3 protein-coding genes are annotated in these 24,621 nt (G+C 73.1%); all 3 read right to left on the bottom strand.

Annotation, left to right across the window (positions count from 1 at the left end; translation table 11 throughout):
* Positions 1-108: 108 nt before the first annotated feature.
* Positions 109-10,947, bottom strand: a complete 10,839-nt coding sequence (locus tag OG299_RS41045) for a type I polyketide synthase (RefSeq protein WP_327364787.1) — start codon at positions 10,945-10,947, stop codon at positions 109-111.
* A 125-nt stretch (positions 10,948-11,072) separates the two neighbouring features.
* Positions 11,073-22,739, bottom strand: coding sequence for an SDR family NAD(P)-dependent oxidoreductase (locus tag OG299_RS41040; RefSeq protein WP_327364786.1), 11,667 nt, complete (start codon positions 22,737-22,739; stop codon positions 11,073-11,075).
* 145 nt (positions 22,740-22,884) lie between these two features.
* Positions 22,885-24,513 carry a glycoside hydrolase family 1 protein gene (locus OG299_RS41035; protein ID WP_327364785.1) on the bottom strand — a complete coding sequence of 543 codons (1,629 nt, stop codon included), beginning with the start codon at positions 24,511-24,513 and terminating at the stop codon, positions 22,885-22,887.
* Between the last annotated feature and the right edge of the window lie 108 nt (positions 24,514-24,621).

The following is a 24,621-nucleotide window of genomic DNA, read 5'->3' as shown; positions in this document are numbered from 1 at the left end:
TGCGTGTGGCCCGCTCTGCGTTGAGTTCCTTCTCGGTCTCGACGAGCGCGTTCGCCGTACGCCGCAGGTACGCCTCGAGCTTTTCCAGCTTCTCGACTTCAGACGCGCTCATTCACTCACTCCAAGCTTGCGATCCAGGAACTGCAAGAGGTCATCGGTGCTGTCGCCGCCGAGCTCGGTTTCGGGCTCGGCTTCGGCCACGCCGGACGCGGCGGCGGCCTTGGCCAGGCCGTCCCGCAGGGCCACGAGCGCTGCGGCCAGGCCCTGCTCCTCGAGTTGCTTCGGTGCCGCGGAACGCAGGAGTTCCACGAGGTTGTCGATCTGGTTCTTCGTCACGCGCTGTCCGGTCCGTGCCGCTCCCCCGGACCCGACGGCCAGCCGGTCCAGGAGGAGGCCGGCGATGGCCGTGGGGGTGGGGTAGTCGAAGGCGAGCGTGGACGGCAGTGAGACCCCGGTCTCGGCCGACAGGCGACGCCGCAGCTCGACCGCCATGAGCGAGTCCATGCCGAGCTCCTTCAGGACCTGCTGGGCCCCGATGCCCGCCGCGCCGGAGGCGCCGAGCACCACGGCCGCCTCGCGCTGCACCAGCTGGGTGAGGGAGGGCAGCCGCTCGGCTTCCGGCAGTGCGGTCAGCTGCTCGCGCAGCCCGCCCGCACCGGTCGACGCCTCGCTGCCCGCCCGCTTGCGCGGTGCGCGCAGCAGCCCGCGCAGCAGGGCCGGGACGTCGGCCCCGTTGTCCAGCTCGCGTTGCAGCGGCGTGAGTTCGAGGCGTACGGGCACCAGGTGCGGCCGTGCGGAGGCAAGGGCGGTGTCCAGGGCGGCCAGGGCCTGCTTCTCGCTGAGGGCGGCGATGCCGCGCCGGCGCATGCGGGCGAGTTCGGCCTGGCCGAGGGTGGCGGTCAGACCGTGGCCGGCCTGCTGCCACAGACCCCACGACACGCTCGTCGCGGGCAGACCCGAGCCACGCCGGTGCGTAGCCAGGGCATCCAGGTACGTGTTCGCCGCAGCGTAGTTGCTCTGCCCGGCGCCGCCCAGAACACCGGCGGCGGAAGAGAACAGAACGAACGCGGCCAGGTCCAGGCCCTGCGTCAGCTCGTGCAGGTGCCAGGCCGCCTCGGCCTTCGGACCCCAGACACGGGCCAGACGCCCGGCATCCTGGGACACCAGCAGACCGTCGTCCAGGATCGCAGCCAGGTGGAAGACGCCCGTCCACGGACGGTCCGTGTCCGCGAGCAGACCCATGACCTGAGCACGGTCGGAGACGTCCGCCGCGACGATCCGCACGCTCTGCGCACCCGCCGCCTCCAGCTCGGACGCGAGCCCGGCCGCACCCGGCGCGTCCGGGCCCTGCCGCGAAGTCAGCACCAGGTGACGCACACCGTGTACGGCGACCAGGTGACGGGCCACCGACCGGCCCAGCTCACCCGTACCACCTGTGACCAGCACCGACCCGTCAGCCGCGAACTCCGGCAGCGTGCCACCAGCCTCCGCACGCACCAGACGCGCCACCAGCAGCTCACCACCCCGTACGGCGACCTCCGGCTCACCGGTGGCGGACACGGCCCGCGCCAGCAGGACGCCGTCTCCCATGCCGTCGGCGCTGAGGTCGACGAGGCGGATCACCCGGTCGGCGTGCTCGGCGCGCGCCGCCCTGACCAGACCCCACAGCGGGGCCTGAGCCAGGTCGGTCACGCCGTCGCCCGCGTCCACGGCCGAGCGGGTCACCCAGACGAGCTCGGTCGATTCCAGCCGGTGCTCCGCCAGCAGGCGCTGCAGGGTTTCCAGGGCAGAAGCGGTCAGCTGCTGCGCGCCGTGCGCAGAGCCTTCGCCTGCGGTCGGACCACCCTGTGACGCTGCTCGTGTGGCATCGACGACCAGGCGAAGGGGAGCCTCCCCCTGCTTGTCGATTTGGGCCAGGAGCACATCCACATCAGCCACATGTTGGGCCTCCAGTGATTCGGACATCCCGGCGTTGTCGCCGAGAAGCCATGTGCCGCCCGCCGCGGCGTCCTCGTACTGGAGCGCACGGGGTGCGGCGAATTCGACGCGGTAGAGGTGCTCGGCGCGCTCGCCGGCCCGGATCTGCTCGGCGCCGGCCTCGCGGATCGCGAGACCGCGGGCCCGTACGACGGGCTGTCCGGCCGGGTCGGCTGCCCAGATGCGGGTGTTGGTGCGGCTGTCGTCGAGGTCGATGCGTACGCGCAGTCCGGTGCTTCCGGCTGCCAGCAGTTCGACGCCCGTCCACTCGAACGGGAGCAGCACCTTCTGGTCGCTCGCGTCCTGGCCGCGTACGCCCATGAGGGTGTGCAGGGCGGCGTCGAGGAGGGCAGGGTGAACACCGAAGTCGTCGGCCTTGAGACCTTCGGGCAGACGGATCAGCCCGTACGCGGTGTCGCCCTGCCTCCAGAGCTCCGTCAGGCCCTGGAACGCCGGACCGTAGTCCAGGCCACGGGCGCGGAAACCCTCGTAGAAACCGTCGAGGTCGACGCGCTCGGCACCGGGAACCGGCCACTGGGCCAGCTCCGCAAAGACCTCTGAGTCGGGGTCGGCCGTCGTCGCATCAGCGGTCTCGGCGAGCTCACCGGTGGCATGGCGCCGCCAGTCGGCGTCGCTTCCTTCCGGCCGGCTGTAGACGTTGACCGGACGACGGCCCGCGCTGTCCGGGGCACCCACCGCGACCTGGAGGCGAAGAACAGAGTCCTCGGAGAGCGTCATCGGCTCCAGGAGCGTGAGTTCCTCGACCGACTCGGCACCGACGTGATGCGCGGCGGTAAGCGCCAGCTCCAGCAGACCCGTACCGGGGACGAGCACGGTGCCGAAGGCGGCGTGCTCCTTGAGCCACGGGTGCTGAGCTGCGGAGAGGCGGCCGGTGAAGACGTGCCCCTCGCCGTCGGCGAGCGCCGTGACGGCACCCAGCCACGGGTGCTCGGACACGTCGAGCCCGACTCCGCGGACATCGCCCGAGGACTTCGGGGTGTCCATCCAGAAGTGCTCGCGCTGGAACGCGTACGAGGGCAGCGGCACGAGATTCCCGGCGCCGAGGACACGGTCCCAGTCGAGGTCGTGGCCCTGGACGTGGAGCAGACCGAGGTTACGGAGGAGCTGGGACGGCTCGCCGTGCTCACGGGCCAGGGACCCGACCACGATGCCGCCGTGGTCGGCGCTGCCGTCGGTCAGCGGCATGGAGAGGACGGGGTGGGCGGAGATTTCGACGAAGACACCGTGGCCGTCGTCGAGGAGCTGGTTCAGGGCCCGGTCGAAGCGGACCGGCTCACGCAGGTTGCGGCACCAGTACGCGCCGTCCAGTTCCGTACCGCCTGCGACCTTGCCGGTCACCGTCGAGTAGAACGCGATGTCCGTCCCGGTCGGGACCACGCTTTCGAAGCCGGACGCAAGTGCCGGGAGGAGCGGGTCCATCTGCGCGTTGTGGGAGGCGTAATCCACATTGATCTTGCGGGCATAGATGTTCTGCTCGGACAGCTCCGCGACGATCTTCACGATCGCCTCGGCCTGACCCGAGATGACGGTGGAGCCGGCCGTGTTGACCGCCGCGACCGACAGGGCGTCGCCGTACGGGGCCACGAACCCTTCGACCTCGCCGACCGGACGCTCGATCAGCGCCATACCGCCCTGGCCCGCGCAGGCGAGGACCGCCTGGGAACGCTGCGCCACGATCTGAGAACCCTGCTCCAAAGTGAGAGCACCGCTCACCACCGCGGCAACCACCTCACCCTGCGAGTGACCGACCACGGCCGAAGGCTCGACCCCGAGCGAACGCCACACCGCGGAGAGACCCACACCCATCGCGAACAGCGCGGGCTGGACCACGTCCACCCGCTCGAACGGCGGGTGATCACCCTCCTCACCCGCCAACACCTCACGCACCGACCAGCCCGTGAACGGACGCAGCGCCACATCACACGCATCAATGGTCTGACGGAACGTCTCGTTCTCCGCCAGCAGCGCGCGGCCCATGCCCACCCACTGCGAACCCTGGCCGGGATACACGAACACGACCTTGCCGCGCTCCAGCGCAGCCCCGGTCACGACCGCATCGTGCGAGCGGCCGTCAGACAGCGCACGCAGCGCGTCCACCAGACCCGCCGAGTCCGCAGCAACGACACTTGCCCGCGACTCGAAGTGCGAACGGTGCCGGGCAGCCGTCACCGCCACATCCGCCACCGGAACCTCGGAACGGCCCCCGAGCCAGTCCGCCCAACGACCGGCCTGCTCACGCAGCGCCGCCTCGTCACGACCCGACACCACCACCGGAACCGGCAGCCCGGACGGCTGCTCGGCGGCCTGGACGGACGCCGCCTTCGGGGCCTCCTCCAGCACCACGTGCGCGTTCGTACCGCTCAGGCCGAACGAGGACACACCCGCGCGGCGCAGGCGCGCGCCCTCCCGTTCCCACGGGCGGGCTTCGTTGAGGAGTTCCAGTCCGCTGCCGTCCCACTCGATGTGGGGGCTCGGCTCGTCGGCGTACAGGGTCTTGGGCAGGGTCTCGTGCTGGAGCGCGAGGACCATCTTCATGACACCGGTGACACCCGCCGCGGCCTGGGCGTGGCCGATGTTGGACTTCGAGGAGCCGAGGTAGACCGGGCGCTGTGCGTCACGGTCCGGGCCGAAGACCTCGGCCAGGGCTCCGGCCTCGATGGGGTCGCCGAGCGGGGTGCCGGTGCCGTGCGCCTCGATAGCGTCGATGTCGGCCGGGGTGAGGCGGGCGGCCTCCAGCGCATCCTGGATCACCCGCTGCTGCGACGGCCCGTTCGGGGCCGTCAGACCCTGGCTGCGACCGTCCTGGTTCACCGCCGAACCACGGATCACGGCCAGGACCGGGTCACCGTCGCGCTGCGCGGCCGACAGCCGCTTCAGGACGAGGATGCCGACACCGTCCGACCAGCCCGCGCCGTCGGCGAGGGCGGAGAAGGACTTGCAGCGGCCGTCGGGGGCCATGCCCTTCAGACGGGAGAACTCCACGAACAGGCGGGGCGTGCTCATCACCGTCACACCGCCGGCGAGGGCGAGTTCGCACTCGCCCTGACGCAGGGCGGTGGCGGCGAGGTGGATGGAGACGAGGGAAGAGGAGCAGGCGGTATCCACGGTGACGGCCGGGCCCTGCAGGCCCAGCGCGTACGAGACGCGGCCGGACACGACACTGCTCGCGTAACCGGTGCTGGTGTAGCCGTCGAGGGCGTCCAGATCGCGGCCCTGGTGGCCGTAGTCGGAGGTCATCGTGCCGAGGTAGACGCCCGTGCGGCTCTCCGTCAGGCCGTCCGGGCGGATGCCCGCCCGTTCGAGGGCCTCCCACGAGGCCTCCAGGACCATCCGCTGCTGCGGGTCCATCGAGACGGCCTCGCGCCGCGAGATGCCGAAGAACGAGGCGTCGAAGCGCTCGATGTCCTCGATGAAGCCGCCTTCTCGGGAGTAGCTCTTGCCGACCGCGTCCGGGTCGGGGTCGTACAGGTCGAGTCCGGTCCACCGGTCCGGCAGGCCGCCGACCGCGTCACCGCCGGAGGCGAGGAGGTCCCAGAAGGCCTCCGGGGTGTCGATGCCGCCGGGCAGGCGGCAGGCCATCGACACGACGGCGATCGCCTCGTCGGCAGCGGAGGAACGCCGTGCGGGCGCCGCCTTCTGCTTCGGCTGGTCGCCCGGCGCCAGCTTGTCCAGGAGCAGTCCGGCGATGGCGGTGGGCGTGGGGTAGTCGAAGGCGAGGGTCGACGGGAGGGAGATGCCCGTCTCGGACGACAGGCGGCGGCGCAGCTCGACCGCCATCAGGGAGTCGATGCCCAGTTCCTTCAGGACCTGCTGGGCTCCGATGCCCTCGGCGCCGGAGACTCCGAGGACCACGGCCGCCTCGCGCTGGACGAGCCGGACCAGCGACGGCAGCCGCTCGGCCTCCGCCAGCGCGGCCAGCTGATCGAGCAGTCCGCCCGGCGTGGCGCCGGCCTGGCCGGCCCGCTGGCGGCGGGCGCGCAGCAGACTCCGGAAGAGCGCGGGGACGGCCCCTCCCCCATCCAGTTCGCGCTGGAGCGAGGCGAGTTCGAGGCGTACGGGAACCAGGTGCGGCTGTGCGGAGGCAAGGGCCGCGTCCAGGGCGGCCAGGCCCTGCGGTGCGCTGAGGGCGGCGACGCCCTGGCGGCGGAGCCGGGCGAGTTCGGCCTGGCCGAGGGTGGCGGTCAGACCGTGGCCGGCCTGCTGCCACAGACCCCACGACACGCTCGTCGCGGGCAGACCCGAGCCACGCCGGTGCGTAGCCAGGGCATCCAGGTACGTGTTCGCCGCAGCGTAGTTGCTCTGCCCGGCGCCGCCCAGAACACCGGCGGCGGAAGAGAACAGAACGAACGCGGCCAGGTCCAGGCCCTGCGTCAGCTCGTGCAGGTGCCAGGCCGCCTCGGCCTTCGGACCCCAGACACGGGCCAGACGCCCGGCATCCTGGGACACCAGCAGACCGTCGTCCAGGATCGCAGCCAGGTGGAAGACGCCCGTCCACGGACGGTCCGTGTCCGCGAGCAGACCCATGACCTGAGCACGGTCGGAGACGTCCGCCGCGACGATCCGCACGCTCTGCGCACCCGCCGCCTCCAGCTCGGACGCGAGCCCGGCCGCACCCGGCGCGTCCGGGCCCTGCCGCGAAGTCAGCACCAGGTGACGCACACCGTGTACGGCGACCAGGTGACGGGCCACCGACCGGCCCAGCTCACCCGTACCACCTGTGACCAGCACCGACCCGTCAGCCGCGAACTCCGGCAGCGTGCCACCAGCCTCCGCACGCACCAGACGCGCCACCAGCAGCTCACCACCCCGTACGGCGACCTCCGGCTCACCGGAGACCAGCAGGGCACGTGCCACGTCCGCCGCGACGGCGCCCGGATCGGCATCGATGTCGATGAGCCGGACCGTGCGCTCGGTGTGCTCCCCGCGGGCCGCGCGCAGCAGTCCCCAGAGTCCCGCGCGGGCGAGGTCGCTCACAGGGCCGCCGGCGGCCACCGCGCCTCGGGTCAGCCAGATCAACTCGATCTGTTCCAGGCGGGGTTCGGTCAGCAGCTGCTGCGCCAGTTCCAGCGCTGCGGTGGCCTCGTCGAGGGCCGTTGCCCCAACGGGGCGGGTCGCGTCGACGAGGATGCGGGCGGGGGTGTCCCCGTCCGTGTCAAGGGCGCCGAGCAGCGTGTCCGTGTCGGAGTGGGCGGCCGAGAAGCCGAACGCGTCGTCGCCGAGGACCCAGGTCAGTCCGTCCGGCGCGTCCTCCCGTACGGGCAGGGCCTGGAAGGCGACCTGGTAGAGGTGGTCGACGGTCTCGGTGACCCGAAGCTGTTCGGCGCCGGCGGCACGCAGCTGGAGTCCGTCGGCGTGCGCGACGGGCCGACCGGACGGGTCGGTCGCGGTGACGCGCACGCTGTTCTGCCGGGTGTCGAGTGCGACGCGTACGCGGAGCTCGGTGGCACCTGCGGCGAGGAGCTCGACGCCGGTCCACTCGAACGGCAGCAGGACCTGCGAACCGTCGCCGCCCGTGGCGGTGTCCTGGACGCCGACCAGCGCGTGCAGGGCGGCGTCGAGGAGGGCGGGGTGAACGCCGAAGTCGTCGGCCTTGAGGCCGTCGGGGAGACGGACCAGACCGTACGCGGTGTCGCCGTCACGCCAGAGCTCGGTCAGACCCTGGAACGCAGGCCCGTAGTCCAGGCCGCGCGCCCGGAGGCGGTCGTAGAAGCCGTCGAGGTCGACGCGCTCGGTGCCGGGGACCGGCCACTGGGCCAGCTCGGCGAAGGTGTCGGGGTCGGCGGCCGGGGCGTGGGCCAGGGCGCCGGCCGCGTGCTGGCGCCACGGTGCGTCGTCGGGCGCGTTCTCGGGGAGGCTGTAGACCGCGACGGGGCGGTGGCCGGCGCTGTCCGGGGCGCCGACGGCGACCTGGAGGCGGACGGCTCCTTCCGCGCCGAGCAGCAGCGGCTCGGTGAGGGCGAGTTCGGCGACCCCGGGCGCACCGACGTGGTGGGCGGCGGTCAGCACGAGTTCGAGGAGTCCGGTGCCGGGCACGAGGGCCGTGCCGAAGGCGGCGTGCTCCCTGAGCCACGGGTGCTGAGCTGTGGAAAGACGCCCGGTGAACAGGTACCCCTCGCCGTCGGCGAGCGCGGTGGCGGCGCCGAGCCACGGGTGCGCCGAGGCGGTCAGTCCGAGCGAGCCTGCATCGCCTGCGCGCTGGTCGGACTCGAGCCAGTGGCGCTCGCGCTGGAAGGCGTACGTCGGGAGGTGGACGAGGTTCTCGGCGCCGGTGCCGGCGCCGGCGCCGGTGCCGAGGACGCGGGTCCAGTCGAGGGTGTGCCCCTGGACGTGGAGGAGGCCGAGGTTGCGGAGCAACTGGGACGGCTCACCGTGCTCACGGGCCAGCGAACCCACGACAATGCCACCGCGCTCAGCACTGCCGTCGGTCAGCGGCATGGAGAGGACGGGATGCGCGGAGATCTCCACGAAGACGCCGTGACCGTCGTCGAGGAGCTGGTTGAGCGCACGGTCGAAACGGACCGGCTCCCGCAGGTTGCGGCACCAGTACCCGCCATCGAGCTCGGCACCCTCGGCGACCTTGCCGGTCACCGTCGAGTAGAACGCGATGTCCGTCCCGGTCGGAACCAGCCCCTCGAAGCCCGCCGCAAGACCGGGCAGCAGCGGGTCCATCTGCGCGTTGTGGGACGCGTAATCCACATTGATCTTGCGGGCGTAGATGTTCTGCTCCGACAGCTCCGCGACGATGCTCACGATCGCATCCGCCTGACCGGAAATCACGGTCGAGCCCGCCGTGTTCACGGCCGCGACCGAGAGAGCCTGCCCGTAAGGCGCGATGAACTCCTCGACCTCGGCGACCGGACGCTCGATCAGAGCCATACCGCCCTGACCCGCACACGCCAGAACCGCCTGGGAACGCTGCGCCACGATCTGAGAACCCTGCTCCAAAGTGAGAGCACCGCTCACCACCGCGGCCACCACCTCACCCTGCGAGTGACCGACCACGGCCGAAGGCTCGACCCCGAGCGAACGCCAGACAGCGGAGAGACCCACGCCCATCGCGAACAGCGCGGGCTGGACCACGTCCACCCGCTCGAACGGCGGGTGATCACCCTCCTCACCCGCCAACACCTCACGCACCGACCAGCCCGTGAACGGACGCAGCGCCACATCACACGCATCAATGGTCTGACGGAACGTCTCGTTCTCCGCAAGGAGCGCGCGGCCCATGCCAACCCACTGCGAACCCTGGCCCGGATAGACGAACACGACCTTGCCGCGGCGCGCAGCCGAACCCGTGACCACCGCATCGTGCGAGCGGCCCTCGGACAGCGCACGCAACGCATCCACCAGCCCCGCCGAATCGGCGGCGAGCACGCTCGCCCGCGACTCGAAGTGCGAACGATGCCGCGCAGCCGTCACCGCCACATCCGCCACCGGAACCTCGGAACGGCCCCCGAGCCAGTCCGCCCAACGACCGGCCTGCTCACGCAGCGCCGCCTCGTCACGACCCGACACCACCACCGGAACCGGCCCGGACGGCCGCTCCACCGACGGGTCGGCGGCCGCCTTCGCCTGCGGGGCCTCCTCCAGCACCACGTGCGCGTTCGTACCGCTCAGACCGAACGACGACACACCCGCGCGGCGCTTGCGCTCCGCGCCCTGCTCCCACGGCTGTGCCTCGTTCAGCAGCTCGAGGCCGCTGCGCTCCCACTCGATGAGCGGAGTCGGGTCTTCGGCGTGCAGGGTCTTCGGGAGCAGCCCGTGTTCCAGCGCGAGGACCATCTTGATCACGCCTATGACACCGGCGGCCGCCTGCGCGTGCCCGATGTTCGACTTGGACGAACCGAGGTAGACGGGACGGCCGGGTTCGCGTCCCGGGCCGAAGACCTCGGCGAGCGCGCCCGCCTCGATCGGGTCGCCCAGTGAGGTGCCGGTGCCGTGCGCCTCGACCGCGTCGATGTCGGCCGGGGTCAGGCGGGCGGCCTCCAGCGCGTCCTGGATCACCCGCTGCTGGGACGGGCCGTTCGGGGCGGTCAGACCCTGGCTGCGACCGTCCTGGTTGACCGCCGAACCGCGGATCACGGCCAGGACGCGGTCGCCGTCCCGCTGGGCGGCCGACAGGCGCTTCAGTGCGATGACGCCCACGCCCTCGGCCCAGCCCGCGCCGTCGGCCTGCGCCGAGAACGACTTGCAGCGGCCGTCCGCCGCCATGCCCTTCAGACGGGAGAACTCCACGAAGAGGGAAGGGGCGCTCATGATCGTGACGCCGCCCGCGAGGGCGAGTTCGCACTCGCCCTGCCGCAGGGCCTGCACCGCCAGGTGCAGGGCGACCAGCGAGGAGGAGCAGGCGGTGTCCACGGTCACCGCCGGGCCCTGAAGACCCAGGGTGTAGGAGACGCGGCCCGAAACCACGCTCGATGCCTTGCCCGTGCTCACGTACCCGTCGAGGGCGTCCAGGTCACGGCCCAGGTGGCCGTAGTCGGAGCTCATGGTGCCGAGGTAGACGCCCGTACGGCTCTCCACCAGCGAGTCGGGCCGGATGCCCGCCCGCTCCAGCGCCTCCCAGGACGCTTCGAGCACCAGACGCTGCTGGGGATCCATCGAGACGGCCTCGCGCGGCGAGATGCCGAAGAACGGGGCGTCGAAGTCCTCGACGCGGTCGAGGAACCCGCCGTCCTGGGAGTACGTCTTGCCGACGGCCTCCGGGTCGGGGTCGTACAGGTCGAGCCCGCTCCAGCGGTCCGGCAGGCCGCCCACCGCGTCACCGCCCGAGGCGAGCAGCTCCCAGAAGCCCTCGGGGGTGTCGATGCCTCCAGGGAGACGGCAGGCCATCGACACGACCGCGATCGGCTCGGACTGCTTCGCCTCGAGGTCCGCCGCACGCTTCTGCAGCGCGCGAATCGCTGGCAGGGCGGCCTGCATCCGGTCCTGGTTTGTATTCGACACCATCGAGCCTCTCTGCGCGGCCACCGCGAGCTTTCAGGTCCCCGTGAACACAACACGGGGACCCGATCAGCCAATCGGTGGCCGCTCGAGCCCCGGTCAACGTGACCTGGTGTCCCGAGCAGCCTCGGCTAGTCCAGGCCGAAGCCCTCCGCCGCGAACAGGGCGTCGAGCTCGGCGTTGATGTCGTCCACCGACCGCTCGTCGACCCCCTCGGCGCCGAAATCTCCGGTCTCGAGGGCGTCCAGTCCGGCCGTGTCGGGTACCGCTGCGGCGCTGTCGGCCCCGGTTCCCGCCGGCGCCGGCGCGGGCAGGTCCAGCCGGCTCAGGATCAGCCGGGTGATGTGCTCGGGCGTCGGGTGGTCGAAGGCGAGGGTCGCGGGCAGCGGGACCCCGCTCTCGGTCCCCAGCCGCCGGCGCAGCTCGACCGCCATCAGCGAGTCGAGCCCGAGGCCCTTGAGGACCTCCTGCGGGGAGAGGGATGCCGTCGAGTTCAGGCCCAGTACGGCGGCCACCTCGCGCAGCACCAGCTCCGTGACGAAGTCGGCCCGCTGGTCGTCGGCCACGGCCAGCATCCGCTCGCGCAGCCCTGCCGGCCCGCCGGCGGCGGCCGCGGCCGCAGGTTCGGCGCGGCGCAGCCGGGCCCGTACGAGGGACCGGAACAGGGCGGGCGCGGCCTTGCCCTGGTCCACCTCGCTCTGCGCGGCCCGCAGGTCGAGGTTGACGGGTACGAAGTTGCCCGCCGGGTGGGCGAGCGCCGCGTCCAGCAGGCCCAGACCGTGGGCGAAGGAGAGCGGGGCGATGCCCTGGCGGCGCATCCGCTCCAGTTCGGTCCTGCCGAGGTGCGAGGTCATGCCGACGCCGGCCTGGTGCCACAGGCCCCAGGCGAGGCTGGTGACCGGCCGTCCCTCGGCGCGGCGGCGGGCCGCGTACGCGTCGAGGCCGACGTTGGCCGCGCCGTAGATGCTCTGTCCTGCCGTGCCGATGGTGCCGGCCGCGGAGGAGAAGAACACGAGGGCTGCGAGGTCGAGGCCTGCGGTCAGCTCGTCGAGGTGGACGGCGCCGGTGATCTTGGGTTCCATCACACGGGCGAGCCGCTCCGCGTCCTGCCCGAGGAGGACACCGTCGTCCAGGACGCCCGCGAGATGGAGGACCGCCGTCCAGGGCCGAGCCTCCTCAGCAAGACCGAGCACCTTCGCCACGTCATCCCGACGACCGACATCACAGGCCTCCACGCGTACGCATTCCGCGCCTTCTTCCTTCAGCTGACGTATGAGTTCCGCGGCTCCGGGCGCCTCGGCGCCACGCCGCGAGGTGAGGACGAGGTGCCGGACGCCGTGCCTGCGGACCAGGTGGCGGGCGACTTCGCGGCCGAGTTCGCCGGCACCGCCCGTGATGAGCACGGTGCCCTGCGGGTCCAGCCGGCGGACCTCGCCGGCGCCGGCGGTCCGATCGGCCTTGACCAGGCGGGCGGCCAGCAGCTGCCCGCCGCGCAGGGCGAGTTCCGGTTCGTCGGTGCGGGCCAGGGCGGCTTCGAGCGCAACCTTGGCACCGGCGGGCCCGGCATCGGCTTCCCGGCCGAGGTCGACCAGGCGCAGTGTCCGCTCGGGGTGTTCGGCGCGTGCAGTCCTGACCAGGCCCCACAGGGGTGCGTACGCGAGCCCGTCGAGCGGGTCCCCGTCCGCGGCGCCGATGCTGCCGCGGGTGACGAAGACGAGCTCGGTGGCGGACAGCCGCTCGTCGGCCAGCAGGGCCTGGAGCAGGCCGAGTACGTACTCGCCGCCGCGGAACACGGCCTCGGACGCGCTCATGGCGGAGGTCCGGCCGGTCGTGTCCACGACGATGCGGGCGGGTGCCGGGCCCGTCGCCAGGCGGGCGGCCAGGGTATCGGCGCCGGACACCGCCTCGACGCCGAGCAGGGAGGCGAGTTCGCCGGAGCCGCCGAGGACGAGACCGGCCGTACGGGTGCCGCCGTCGGCCTGGGCGGCCGGTACGGGCTGGAACGCGAGCCGGTGCAGGTCCTCGGCGCCGGAGGTGCGGGCGGCGCGCAGCTGGTCGGCGGTGGCCCGGCGCAGGTGGAGCGCGCCGACGCGGGCGACGGGCGAGCCCGTCGCGTCGGCGGCCCAGACCTTGATCGACTGGCCCGAGGCGGACTGCTCGACGTCGATGCGGACGCGGAGTTCGCCGCTGCCGGCCGCGAACAGCTCGACGTCGGTCCATTCGAACGGCAGGAGTGCTCCCTCGGGCTCCTCCTGTCCGTCCGTCGCGCCCTTCATCACGTGCAGGGCGGTGTCGAGGAGGGCCGGGTGCACGTTGTATTCGGCGCCCGCCGCCAGGTCGGGCAGGCGGACGAGGCCGTACGCGGTGCTGCCCTTGCGCCACAGCTCCGTCAGGCCCCTGAAGGCGGGGCCGTAGTCGATGCCCTGAGCGCCGAAGCGGTCGTAGAAGCCGTCGAGTGCGAGCTGCTCGGCTCCGTCCACCGGCCAGCCGCGGAGCTCGGTGAACCCGTCGCGGGCAGGATCGGCGCCGCCGTCGGGGACGGGGGCGGGGTCGAGCAGCAGCTCGCCGGTCGCGTGCCGGGTCCAGGGGCGGTCGGAGCCGTCGGGGCGGCTGTGGAGGGTGATGGGGCGGCGGCCGTGCTGCGGGGCGCCCACGGTGATCTGGAGGCGTACGGCGTCCTCGATCACCAGCGGCTCGGCGAGGGTGAGCTCGGCGATGCCGACGGCTCCGGCTTCGTGGGCGGCGGCGGTGGCCAGTTCGAGCAGGCCGGTGCCGGGGACGATGACGGATCCGAAGACGGTGTGGTCACGCAGCCAGGGGTGGTCGGCGAGGGACAGGCGCCCGGTGAAGACGTGGGTGTCGCCGTCGGCCAGTTCGATGGCCGCGCCGAGCCAGGGGTGCCGGGAGGCCTCGAGGCCGAGGGAGCCGGCGTCGCCGGACGCCTTCGGGACGGGGAGCCAGAACCGTTCACGCTGGAAGGCGTACGAGGGCAGCGGTACGAGATGTCCGGCGCCGAGGACGCGGTCCCAGTCGAGGTCGTGGCCCTGGACGTGGAGCAGTCCGAGGTTGCGCAGCAGCTGGGCCGGGGTCCCGTCACGGCGGCTGAGTGAGCCGACGACGATGCCGCCGCGCTCCGCGCTGCCGTCGGTCAGCGGCATGGAGAGGACGGGGTGGGCGGAGATTTCGACGAAGACACCGTGACCGTCATCGAGGAGCCGGTTCAGGGCACGGTCGAAACGGACCGGCTCACGCAGGTTGCGGCACCAGTACGCACCGTCCAGCTCCGTGCCCTCCGCGACCTGACCGGTCACCGTCGAGTAGAACGCGATGTCCGCGGACTGCGGAACGATCCCCTCGAAGCCTGACCCGAGAGCGGGCAGCAGGGGGTCCATCTGGGCGTTGTGGGACGCGTAATCCACATTGATCTTGCGGGCATAGATGTTCTGCTCGGACAGCTCCGCGACGATCTTCACGATCGCCTCGGCCTGACCCGAGATGACGGTGGAGCCGGCCGTGTTGACCGCCGCGACCGACAGGGCGTCGCCGTACGGGGCCACGAACCCTTCGACCTCGCCGACCGGACGCTCGATCAGCGCCATACCGCCCTGGCCCGCGCAGGCGAGGACCGCCTGGGAACGCTGCGCCACGATCTGAGAACCCTGCTCCAAAGTGAGAGCACCGCTCACCACCGCGGCAACCACCTCACCCTGCGAGTGACCGACCACGGCCGAAGGCTCGACCCCGAGCGAACGCCACACCGCGGAGAGACCCACACCCATCGCGAACAGCGCGGGCTGGACCACGTCCACCCGCTCGAACGGCGGGTGATCACCCTCCTCACCCGCCAACACCTCACGCACCGACCAGCCCGTGAACGGACGCAGCGCCACATCACACGCATCAATGGTCTGACGGAACGTCTCGTTCTCCGCCAGCAGCGCGCGGCCCATGCCCACCCACTGACTGCCCTGGCCCGGGTACACGAACACGACCTTGCCGCGGCGCGCAGCCGAACCCGTGACCACCGCATCGTGCGAGCGGCCCTCGGACAGCGCACGCAACGCATCCGCCAGACCCGGCGAGTCCGCAGCAACCACGCTCGCCCGCGACTCGAAGTGCGAACGGTGCCGCGCAGCCGTCACCGCCACATCGGCCACCGGAAGCTCGGTCCGACCCCCGAGCCAGTCGGCCCAACGGCCGGCCTGCTCACGCAGCGCCGCCTCGTCCCGGCCCGACACCACCACCGGGTACGGGGTGGTCTCGTCGGCCGGCGGCGTCTGGGCCGGGGTGGCCACGGTCGGCGGCTCTTCGAGGACCACGTGGGCGTTCGTACCGCTCAGGCCGAACGAGGACACGCCCGCCCGTCGCGGACGCGATGCGTCCCGCTCCCAGGCCGTGAGCGAGTCGACGACCCGGACCGGGAGTTCGTCCCAGGCGATGTTCGGGTTGCGCGGGGAGCTGTTGAGGGTGGCCGGAAGGGCGTCCTGCCGGAAGGAGGCGAGCACCTTGCAGACGCCCGCGACACCGGCCGCCGACTCCAGGTGGCCGATGACGCTCTTGGCGGTGCCGAGCCCCAGCTCCTGCCCGGGCGTACGGCCCTGTCCGTAGACGGCGGCCAGCGCCTGCACCTCGATCGGGTCGCCCAGCGAGGTGCCCGTGCCGTGGCATTCGACGTAGTCGACGTCGGCGGGCGCGAGGCCGGCCGAGTCGAGGGCCGCGCGGACGACCTTCTGCTGGGAGGTGCCGTTGGGGGCGGTGATGCCGCTGCTGGCGCCGTCGTGGTTGACGGCGGTGGCGCGGACGACGCCGAGGACCGTGCGGTTCTGCGCCTGCGCGTCCGAGAGCCGCATGAGGGCGAGGACGCCGACGCCCTCGCCGCGGCCGTAGCCGTCGGCGTCGGCGGAGAAGGTCTTGCTGCGGCCGTCGGGGGCCAGGGCGTGCGAGCGGCTGAGCGCGATGAAGGAGCCCGGGTCGGCGAGGACCTGGACGCCGCCGGCCAGGGCGAGTTCGCACTCGTCGCTGCGCAGCGCCTCGCAGGCCAGGTGCAGGGCGACGAGGGAGGAGGAGCAGGCGGTGTCCACGGACAGCGCCGGGCCCTGGAGGCCGAGGTGGTAGGAGAGGCGGCCCGCGTTGAAGCTGGGCAGGGTGCCGGTCAGCGTGTAGGTGTCGGGGGCGCCGCTCTGGCGGTACTTGCCGTACTCGCCGACGCCCGCGCCGACGAACACGCCCGTACGGGAGTCGCGCAGTTCGCGGGGCCGGATCCCGGCGTCCTCGAGGGAGTTCCAGGCCGCTTCGAGGAGGAGTCGGTGCTGGGGGTCCATCGGCTCGGCCTCGCGCGGGCTGATGCCGAAGAAGGCCGCGTCGAAGTGGGAGACGTCTCCGAGGAAGGAGGCGTGGCGGGTGTACGTGTGGCCTTCCGCGTCGGGGTCGGCGTCGTAGAAGGCGTCGATGTCGAAGCGGTCCGCGGGCACGGTGGAGACGGTGTCGCGGCCTTCGGCGAGGACGGTCCAGAGGCTGTCGAGGTCGTGGGCGCCGCCGGGCATGCGCAGGCCGACGCCGACGATGGCGAGCGGCTCGTCGGCGCGGCCGGCGGGCCGGGGCTCGTGCCGGCCGGCGGCGGGGGCGGCCGTGGCGGGGGCGAGCCTCGCGAGCAGCCACTGGGTGGCGGTGTGGAGGTTGGGGCAGTCGAAGACGAGCGTCTTGGGAGTGGTGACGGCGGTGCGCCGCTGGACCCGGCCGGCGAAGGCGATGGACATCATCGAGTCGAAGCCGAGGTCCTTGAACCCGCGTTCCGGGTCGAGGGAGTCGGGGTTCTTGACGCCGAGGACGGCGGCCGCCTCGGCGGCGAGCACGCCACGTACGTGGGCTTCGCGCTGCTCCTCGGGCAGGTCCGCGACGGTGCTCAGGAACGGATTCGTGTCGTCGCCGGCGGCGGCGGCCGGGCCTGTGCGGGCCTCCAGGGCGGCGCGGGCCTCGGGGATCTCGTCGAGGAAGGGGCGCGGGCGGGATTCGGTGTAGCCGGCGGCGGCCCGCTGCCAGTCGATGTCGGCGACGACGAGGGAGCGGCCGCAGGCGAGTGCGGCGTCGAGTGCGGTCAGGGCGCGGGCGACGCCCATGGGGGCGAGGCCGGCGCTGCGCAGCTGAGTTTCGGCGGCTCCGTGGGTCATGCCGCCGTCGGCCCAGGGGCCCCAGGCCAGGCTGAGGGCGGGCACGCCGTCGGCGCGCAGGGTGGCGGCGTAGGCGTCGAGGGCGGCGTTGGCCATGGCGTAGTTGGCCTGGCCGAGGTTGCCGAGGACGCCGACGACGGAGGAGTAGAGGACGAAGGCGTCCAGCTCGTGTCCGCGGGTGAGTTCGGCGAGCAGGCGGGCCGCGCCGAGTTTGGGGGCCGCGGAGGCGGCGAGGGCCCCGGTGTCGATGCGGTCGATGAGCCGGTCGTCGAGGATGCCGGCGGTGTGGAAGACGGCACGCAGCGGCGGCTGCCCGGCGTCGATGCCGGCCAGGAGGCGGCGGGTCTGCTCCCGGTCGGTGAGGTCGCAGGCGGCGAGGGTGACGCGGGCGCCGGCGGCTTCGAGGCGGGCGGTGAGCTCGGCGGCGCCTTCGGCGGCGGGGCCGCGGCGGGAGACGAGGACGAGGTGTTCGGCGCCGCGTTCGGCGAGCCGCTGGGCGAGGTGCCCGGCGAGGGCTCCGCTGCCGCCGGTGATCAGGACGGTGCCGCGGGGGGTGAAGGGGGCGGCGGCCGGCACGGTGGCGCGGCGCAGCCTGCGGACGTAGCGGGCGCCGGGGCGCAGGGCGAGGTGTTCCTCGGCTGAGGCGGTGGTGACGGCGGCGGCGAGCTGCGGGGCGGTGGCCAGCGCCCGGGCGGGGTCGGCGGGCAGGTCGGCGAGACCGCCCCAGCGGGCGCCGTGCTCAAGGGCGATGACGTGGCCCAGGCCCCAGGCGAGGGCCTGTTCGGGGCTGGGGGCGGGATCGGCCGGTTCGGCGTGGACCGCGCCCTGGGTGACGATCCAGAGCGGGGCGCGGACGGCGGTGTCGCCGAGGGCCTGGACGAGGGCGAGCGTCTGGGCGGCGCCGGTGGTGGTGGCCGGGTGGGCGGGGTGCGCGGTGGTGTCGGCCGGGGTGAGGGCGAGCACGCCGCTGAGCGGCCGGTCGCCGAGCTCGGCCAGCGCGGCCGCGTACGCGGTGCGGTCCTCGTGAGCCGGGAGCCGGTGCACGGTCGCGCCGCTGTCGGTGAGGGCTCCCCCGACGGCGTCCGCAAGCTCCTGTGCGGCGAACGGCGCAACCACCAGCCAGTGCCCACCGGAGGCACCCGGGGCCTCGGCGGGGGTGGGGGTGGTGGGGTGCCAGGTTTCCTCGTAGAGCCAGTCGGCGATGGTGTCCGCGTGGTCCTGGCGTTCGCGCCAGGCGGCGAGGTGGGGCAACAGGGCGGCGACTGCGGAGCTGTCGGTGACGCTGTCGGAGAGGCCGAGGACCTCGGCGACGCGTTCGGCCTCGCCGGCGGCGACGGCCTGCCACAGGGCGTCGTCTGCGGCGGGGCGGGTGCGCCGGGCCCGGTCGGGGGCGTCGATCCAGTGCCGCTCGCGCTGGAAGGCATACGGGGGCAGGTCGGTGACGGCGGCGCCGGTTCCGGTGAACACCTTGCACCAGTCGACGGGTTCGCCGCTGACGTGGAGCGCGCCCAGTGCCTGGACGAGGGTGCGGGCCGGGTCGGTGTCGTCGGCGCGCTGGGAGGCGATGAACGGCGTCTCGGCCTCGACGCAGCCGGCGCCCATCGCCGAGAGCACGGCGGCGGGGCCGCATTCGAGGTAGCGGGCGATGCCGGCCTGCTCCAGGGTGGCCATCGCGTCGACGAAGCGGACGGCTTCGCGGACCTGGCGGACCCAGTACCCGGCGTCGCGCAGGCCCTCGCCGGGGGCGAGTTCGGGGCCCATCCAGGTGCCGGTGACGGTGGAGACGAGGGGGATCTGCGGGGCGTGGAAGGCGCAGTTCTCGGCGATGTCCCGGTAGGCGTCGAGCATCGCGTCCATGTGCGGGCTGTGGAAGGCGTGGGAGACCTCCAGCCGGCGGGTGCGGCGGCCCTGGTCGCGGAAGCGGGCGACGACGGCTTCGACGGCGGCGGCGTCGCCGCTGACCACGGTCTGGCGGGGGCCGTTGAGCCCGGCGACCGAGATCCGGCCGTCCGCGGCCGCCGCGGTGAGGGCGTCCAGCACCTCGGCTTCGGAGGCCTCGACGGAGGCCATGGCTCCGCCGCGTTCGCAGGCCTGCATCAGGCGGCCGCGGGCGGCGACGAGGCGGGCTGCGTCGGGGAGGCCGATCACTCCGGCCACGTGGGCGGCGGCGAGTTCGCCGACGGAGTGCCCGGCCAGGACGCGCGGGGTGACGCCCCAGGCCTGCCACTGCCGGAACAGGGCGACCTCGACGGCGAACAGGGCGGGCTGGGTGAACTCGGTCTCGTGGACGAGGGCCGCGTCAACGCCCTTGGGGTCGGCGAACAGTACGGCCACGAGCGGCATCCGCAGGTGCCGGTCGAGCTCCGCGCACACCTCGTCGAAGGCCTGGCGGAACACGTCGAACGCGGAGTAGAGGGCGCGGCCCATGCCGAGCCGCTGGCTGCCCTGGCCGGTGAACAGCATCGCCAGGTCGCCCGGGCGGGCGGTGCCCTCGGCCAGGGCGGGGTGCGGGGCCCCCGCGGCCAGGGCGCGCAGGGCCTCGGCGGCCTCGGGGGCGGAGGCGGCGACGGCGACGGCCCGGTGTTCGAGGTGGGAGCGGCGGCCGGCGGCGGTGTACGCGGTGTCCAGCAGGGTGATGGTGGTGACGTCGGCCAGCCGGTCCGCTAGGCGGGCGGCGTTCGCGGCGAGGGCCCGGGGGCTCTTGCCGGAGACGGTCACGGCGACGGGAGCGGCGGCGGCGGGCTGTCGGCGGCGGCCGGTGACGGCGCCCCAGTCGACGTCGTAGCCCGCGCACCACAGCCGGGCGGCGACGTCCTCGAGGGAGCGGCGGGCGGGGCGGTCGCGGCGGCTGGTGGCCAGCACGCAGGAGGGGCCCGGGATCGGGGTACCCTCGCCGCCCGCGCCGGATCCGGCTTCGGCGAGTGCGGTCAGGGTGCTCTTGAGGGAGTGCCGGGCGACGGGGTGCGGGGCGATCTCGACGACGGCGAGGCCTCGTTCGTCGGCGATGGCGGCGAGGGCGGTGACGGCTTCGGCGATCAGCATGGGCGCGCACATGTTGCGGGCCCAGTAGGCGGCGTCGAGGCCGGTGCCGTCGGTGAAGCCGTTGGTGACGGTCGACCAGAACGGGATGGCGGCGGCGCGGGTGCGCAGGGTGCCCAGGCGGCGTTCCAGTTCGGGGGCGAGGTCGGTGAGCTGCTCGCTGTGGGAGGCGTAGTCGATGTGCACGCGCTGGCTGCGCACACCCGACTCGGCGAGCTCGCGCTCCAGGGCGGCGACGGCGTCCAGCGGGCCGGACAGGGCGCTCTGCCCGGGGGCGAGGTGGCCGGCGAGGGAGATCGCGCCGTGGCGGGCGGCGGTCTCCCGGGCCTGCTCCAGCGGGAGTTCGCAGACGAGGAGGGCCCCGTGGCCGGCGGCGCGTTCGGCGATCAGCTGTGACCAGGTGCCGATGAGGCGGGCGCCCTCGTCGAGGGGCAGGGCGCCGGCGACGACGGCGGCGGCGACCTCACCGATGCTCTGGCCGAAGACAGTGCAGGGCTCCAGACCCCAGGCCTCCAGGGTGCGGGCGAGGGCGACCTGGACGGCGAACAGGACCGGCTGCACCACGTCGGTGCGCTCCAGCCGGGAGGCGTCGGGCCCGGCGAGCAGCTCCTCGACGACGGACCAGCCGGTGACGTCGTGGATCGCGCTGTCGCAGGCGTCGAGGGCGGTCCGGAAGACGGGTTCGGCGAGCAGGTCGCGGCCCATGCCGAGCCACTGGGAGCCGTGGCCGGAGAAGAAGAAGGCGAGCGCGGGGCGGCTGCCGGCCCTGCGCGGGGTGCGGGCGGCGAGGGCGTCGAGGCGCTCGTGCAGGGCATCGGGGAGCTCGTCGGGGTGGTTGACGGCGGCGACGACGCGCCGGGTGCCGGTGGCGCGGGCGAGGAGTTCGGGGGCGTACCAGCCGTGGCTGCCGGCGGCGCGGGTGGTGAGGGCTTCGGCGGCCTCGCGCAGGTCCTCGTCGGTGTCGGCGGCGAGCGGTACGAGCATCCGCCGCCGGTACGGGGCCTCTTCGAGGGCGATGTGGGCGTTGGTGCCGCCGAAGCCGAAGCCGCTGACGCCGGCGTAGCGGCGGCCTCCGTGCGGCCAGGGGCGGCGGGCGGCGACGACTTCGAGGCGGTTGGCGTCGAAGTCGATGTGCGGGTTGGGGGTCTCGAAGTGGAGGCTGGCGGGGAGTTCGCCGTGGTGCAGGGCGAGGGCGGTCTTCATCAGGCCGACGACGCCCGCCGCGGGCTCCAGGTGCCCGAAGTTGGTCTTGGCCGAGCCGATCCGCAGAGGCTCCTCACGGCCCGGGGCGAAGACGGTGCCCAGGGCCTCGGCTTCGATGGGGTCGCCGAGGAGGGTGCCGGTGCCGTGGGCCTCGACGTACGAGACGTGCCGGGGGGCGACGGAGGCGTCGTCCCAGGCGGCGCGCAGGACGTCTGCCTGGGCCTGCGGGTTGGGCGCGGTGAGCCCGTTGGAGGCGCCGTCGTTGTTGACGGCGCTGCCGCGGATGACCGCGTAGACGCGGTCGCCCGCGGCGAGCGCGTCGGACAGGCGGCGCAGGACGACGATGCCGCAGCCCTCGCCGCGTACGTAGCCGCCGGCGTCGGCGTCGAAGGCGCGGCACTGGCCGTCGGGGTTCATGCCGCCGAACTTCGTCATGGCGACGGTGGTGTGCGGGCTGAGCATGACGTTGACGCCACCCGCCAGTGCGAGGTCGGACTCGCCGGAGCGCAGGCTCTGGACGGCGAGGTGGGTGGCGGTCAGCGAGGAGCTGCAGGCGGTGGCGACGGCGAGGGCGGGGCCGTGCAGGCCGAGGGTGTAGGCGACGCGGGCCGGGATGATCGAGTTGTCCCAGCCGACGGCGGAGTGGGTCGCGATGTCCTGCGGGTCGGCGCCGGTGGCCAGGTGGTACTCCTGCGCCATCGTGCCGATGAACACGCCGGTGCGGCTGCCCGCGAGGTCGCCGTGGACGATCTGGGCGTCCTCGATCGCGGCCCAGGCGGTCTCGAGGATCATCCGCTGCTGCGGGTCCATCTGGCGGGCCTCGGCGGGCGAGATGCGGAACAGTTCGGCGTCGAAGCCGGCGACGTCGTCGAGGAAGCCGCCCCAGCGGGTGGTCATCCGGCCGGGGGCGTCGGGGTCCGTGGCGAGCCAGTCGTCGGCGTTCCAGCGGTCGCCGGGCACTTCGCGTACGGCGTCCATGCCGTCGAGGAGGCTCTGCCACAGCTCCTGTGGGGTCTCGATCCCGCCGGGCAGCCGGCAGCCGAGGCCGACGACGGCGATCGGCTCGTGCGTGTGGGTGCGCACGCGGGCGGGCGCGACGGCGGCCGCCGCGGGCCGTTCGTCGCCCGCGAGGTGGCCGGCGAGGGCGGCCACGGTGGGGTACTGCCACACGACCCAGGCGGGGACGGGTCGTCCCAGCCATTCGGCGACGCTGCTCAGCATCGCCATGATCGTGAGCGAGGTCATGCCCAGGTCGCGCAGGGAGCGGTGCTCGTCCACCTTTTCGGGTCCGGTCTCGAGGAGTCCGGCGATCGTCTCCCGCAGCCGGGCGGCAATGTCCGCGGCGGGCACGCGTGCGGCGGCGCCGCTGTTCACCTGGGCGTTGCTCATCTGGGCATCCTTGAAACTCGTTGAACCGAAATGCCGGCATAAGACAAGGGGGCCGCCCGCGGCGGCGGACGGCCCCTGCCAGCCTCGGGTGCGGGGCTGGAAACCGGCTTGAGCCGGAGTCGGTACGGGCCACCGGCCCGGGTCGTCAGTCCTTGCGGTTGGTGACGGCCGGGTCGCCGGTGGCGGGTGCGGGCGTGCTGCCCGGCTCCGGGGTCAGGGGGCCGCTGCCGCCGTACTCGGCGCGCACGCCGCGGCTGAGGGTGCGGGACCCGGCGATGGACGCGTACACGCCGGCCGCCTCGGTCGGGGTGCGCTTCATGGTGGTGCGGTCGACGGCGTAGAGGCCGAAGCGGGGCTTGTAGCCGCCGAGCCACTCGAAGTTGTCGAGCAGGCTCCAGTGGTAGTAGCCGCGGACGTCGACGCCCTCGGTTCGGGCGCGCTGGATCTGCTCCAGGGCGCGGACGACGAACTCGGCGCGGCGCTTGCCCGAGCCGGTGGCGATGCCGGACTCGGAGACCATCAGGGGCAGGCCCTGGTAGCGGCGGCTGAAGTCCTTGAGGACCGGGTAGAGGCCCTGCGGGTCGGACTCGTAGCCCATGTCGGGCACGAAGTACGTCGGGTCCTTGAGCGGGAAGCAGGGCGGGGCGCCGCAGACGTCGACGTTGATGACGGGCAGGGTGGTCGGCCCGGGGGTGGTCGGGTCGGTGACGCCGGTGCGGTCGTAGAGCTGGACGCCGAGCCAGTCGAGGGTGTTCTTCCACTCCGGGTGCTGCTCGTCGGGCTTGCCGTCGTAGTTCGCGTCGAAGGTGCCGTTGCGCAGCGAGTCGAGGAAGTTCAGCTCGAAGAAGCGGCGGAAGCGGTCGCGGGCGGCGATGTCGCGCGGCTCGGTGCTGATCTTGCCGTCGCGGACGGCCTCGTACTGCTTGACGCTGGCGGTCAGGCCGACGCTGGCGCGCGGGTCGACCTGCTTGATCGCCTTGTACATGGCGGCGTGGGCGTCGATGTAGGTGCGCACGGCGGGCACGTACTTCGTGGCGAAGTTGGTGGGCAGGTCGGCCTTGCCGGGCGGGCCGGCGCCGAAGGCGTGCGAGAACAGCATGTACACGCCGGGCTCGTTGAGGGTCACCCACTCGTGGACCCGGTCGCCGAACCGCTCGGCCAGCAGCTTGGCGTAGCCGGCCATGGCCTGGACGACGAGCGGGCCGCCCTGGGGGTGGTCGAGGCCGCACAGGTTGGTGTCGGAGGGGCCGTGGGCGCAGGCGATGTCGTCGGGGTCGTCCACCCAGACCGGGTTGGCGAAGTGGTGGATGGTGACGACGGGGCGGATGCCACGGGCGACGAGGGCGTCGATGACCTCGTTGTAGTGGGCGATCGCCTTCTCGTCGATCTGGCCGCGCTTGGGTTCGATGCGCGCCCACTCGATGCCGAAGCGGTACGAGTCGACCTTCAGGTCGGCGATGAGGTCGATGTCCTTGACGGCGAGGGTGTAGCCGTCGACGCCCTCGCCGACGAAGGGGCTCTTGCCCATGCCGCCGTCGGCGACGGGCTGGGTCCACTTGTACCAGTCGGTGTTGGTGTTCTGGTCCTCGATCTGGGTGGCGGAGCTCGAGACGCCGAAGCGGAAGCTGCCCTTTCCGGACGGCGCGGAGGGCGAGCCCGGGAGGGCGAACCGCAGGGGCCGGTCGGCGGCGGAGGAGGCTTCCTCGGCCACCGCCGTGGGGGCGAGGAGTCCTGCAATCAGGATCACCGCCGCGGTCTGCAACAGTCGTTTCACGATGCCTTCCAGAAAAGTTGTCGAGGCTCATACGCGCGGCAGTGCCCCAAGGGCCGACTCGTCCGCATCCACCCTGGTCAACCGGTCTAGAAGCGCTCTGGAGGTTGT

Source organism: Streptomyces sp. NBC_01296, assembly GCF_035984415.1.
Lineage (GTDB): Bacteria > Actinomycetota > Actinomycetes > Streptomycetales > Streptomycetaceae > Streptomyces.
Note: the sequence above shows the minus strand (reverse complement) of the source record. Positions and strands in the feature narration are given on the sequence as shown.

What these genes read in the sequence shown, in the direction of transcription:
- OG299_RS41040 (WP_327364786.1), bottom strand. Translation starts at nt 22,739, where the DNA reads ATGAGCAACGCCCAGGTGAACAGCGGCGCCGCCGCACGCGTGCCCGCC.
- OG299_RS41045 (WP_327364787.1), bottom strand. Translation starts at nt 10,947, where the DNA reads ATGGTGTCGAATACAAACCAGGACCGGATGCAGGCCGCCCTGCCAGCG.